A 2,172-nucleotide genomic window follows, 5' to 3' on the forward strand; every position below is an offset into this window, starting at 1 on the left:
CGGGACGTATATCGCGCTATTCCAGCCCGGCGAGGAGATCGGGGCCGGGTCCCAAGCAATGCTCGACGACGGACTCGTCGCCAAAGTGCCGCGGCCGGACGTCGCCTTCGCGCAACATGTGATGCCGATCCCGGCAGGGACGGTAGCGACCACGCCAGGCCCCGTCCTCTCCGCCGCGGACTCGCTCAAGATCACCGTGTATGGGAAGGGCGCGCACGGCTCAATGCCGCACATGTCGGTCGACCCCGTGGTGCTTGCCTCCTCGATCGTGCTCAGGCTGCAGTCCATCGTCTCGCGGGAGACGAAACCGGGCGACTTCGCGGTTGTCACAGTGGGGGCGCTCAACGCCGGGACGACGTCCAACATCATCCCCGACCGCGCCACACTCCTGCTCAACGTCCGCACTTACGATACCCAGGTCCGCGCGTCCGTCCTCGCGGCCATTGAGCGGATAGTCTTTGGCGAGTGTTCCGCCGCGGGATCACCGCAAGACCCGGATTTCGAGTACTACGATCAGTTTCCCCTCACCAGCAACGACGCGGCCGTGACAGAGACGGTCCGGGCCGCATTCGCCGCCCACTTCGGGGAAGACTCAGTGCGTACCGCATATAGCAGACCGCGTCAGAGGACTTCAGCCGCATTCCGGACGCCTTCGGGGTCCCATACACGTTCTGGCTCCTAGGCGGCGCGGACCCCGAAACCTACCGGGCCGCCGTCGAACGCGGGACAGTGGCCCGGGACATACCGGCAAACCACTCTCCACTCTTCGCGCCCGTGATCGATCCGGCCCTGTCCATGGGCGTCCAAACCCACGTGGTCGCAGCGCTGTCCTACCTGGCTTAGGAGTACCACTGCCACTCGGGCGGTGCCCAGCCCGAGGGAACCTGATGGTTGTCCTTTGTACCGCATCGTGGACAGCTGTAGCTTGCCGACGGCGGCCGCAATCCGCTGCCATCGGCCGCATAGACCGCCGGAACATATTCATGGAATGTCAACGGAAACCCCGGGCCGCACCGCCCGCAAGCCGGCACCCTTGGCAGCGCTGCGGGTATACAGGGACGATGGGTGGCAATTCGATGTCCAGCACGAGCAAGCGTCATGTTTCTCCCTCACGTCTTCATCGGTCGGGAATCGGCGTCGGCCAGATCCCCGAATTCAAAGTTCATTCCCGAGCGCCCACATCGTGTTGATGAACCCAGTCGGGCAGCCGGCGGGTAGTGGGTCAAACCCTATGCCAGGATTCCCAGAAGGGCCATGGGCAAGCCGGAAGAGATGGTTCGCAATCAGTTATGCCGGGCCGCTTCGGCCCAGCTTGCCTAGAACCGGGTAGTGCCGCGCAGCCGGCGGGGACGGCCGTCCGGGTCCACGACGAAACGGCTGAGCGGATCCGCCCAGAGGCGCTGGAGGAAGGACACCGGTTCCGGGGTGTGGCGCCGCACGTTTCCGGTGGGGCGGGGCGAGCGGCGCCCGGATTCATGCCAGTGGTCGAGACGATCAGCGGCGGTGTTCCACAGCTTGAGCCCCGCCGCTATGTCGTGGAGTTGGGGATCGTCCTGGTCCAAGCCCAGGTGTTCTGCCCAGAGTTGGAGCCGGAGCCCGCGGGCCAGCGGCCGATGAGCGTCGTGGCCGGCGCCAATGTCGTGGCCGCTGTCAGTGCCGGACGGTTCCCTGTTGCCGGCGGTGGCGTCGAATACGGCGCAGGTGAGCTCGCTATCGGTGGTCCAGGACCGGCGGTTGAAATTGTCCGAGCCGCAGGTGAACCACATGTCGTCGATGATGCAGATCTTGGCATGGACGTAGATCGGAGTTCCCGAGCTGTTCTCCAGGTCGAACACTCCGACCCTGTCGGGTGCCGCCTGGTGCAACATCCTCAGGGCGCGAAGTTGACCGATCCGGCTTGCCGGCCCTACCAGGGGGCCGTCGGAGTCGGGGTAGCGGGGAACGACGGCGATCACGTTCAAGTCGGGGTTCCGCTCGAGGGCCCCGGCGATTCCGGCTGCGACTTCTGTCGACCACAAGTACTGGTCCTCGATGTAGATCAACGAGCGGGCGCGGGCGAAGGCCTTCGCATAGCCGCGGGCAACACTGCGTTCGCCTTCGGGTGCAAACGGGAACGGGGGACGTTTCACGCCGTAGGTGCGCAGTAGCTGCACTGCATGGGGGCCGGCCGGT

General features: G+C 65.6%; 2 protein-coding genes. One reads left to right on the forward strand and one right to left on the reverse strand.

Annotated elements, in window-relative coordinates; translation table 11 throughout:
- A partial coding sequence (locus tag AHiyo1_RS08730; protein ID WP_253257219.1) for a M20/M25/M40 family metallo-hydrolase occupies positions 1–682 on the forward strand: 682 nt, incomplete at its 5' end.
- 634 nt (positions 683–1,316) lie between these two features.
- On the opposite strand, the gene AHiyo1_RS26435 is transcribed toward AHiyo1_RS08730, so the two are convergent.
- Positions 1,317–2,172, reverse strand: an 856-nt coding sequence (locus AHiyo1_RS26435; RefSeq protein ID WP_253257220.1) for a phospholipase D-like domain-containing protein, incomplete at its 5' end; no start/stop codon positions are given.

The sequence above is a fragment of the Arthrobacter sp. Hiyo1 genome (assembly GCF_001263615.2).
Lineage (GTDB): Bacteria > Actinomycetota > Actinomycetes > Actinomycetales > Micrococcaceae > Arthrobacter.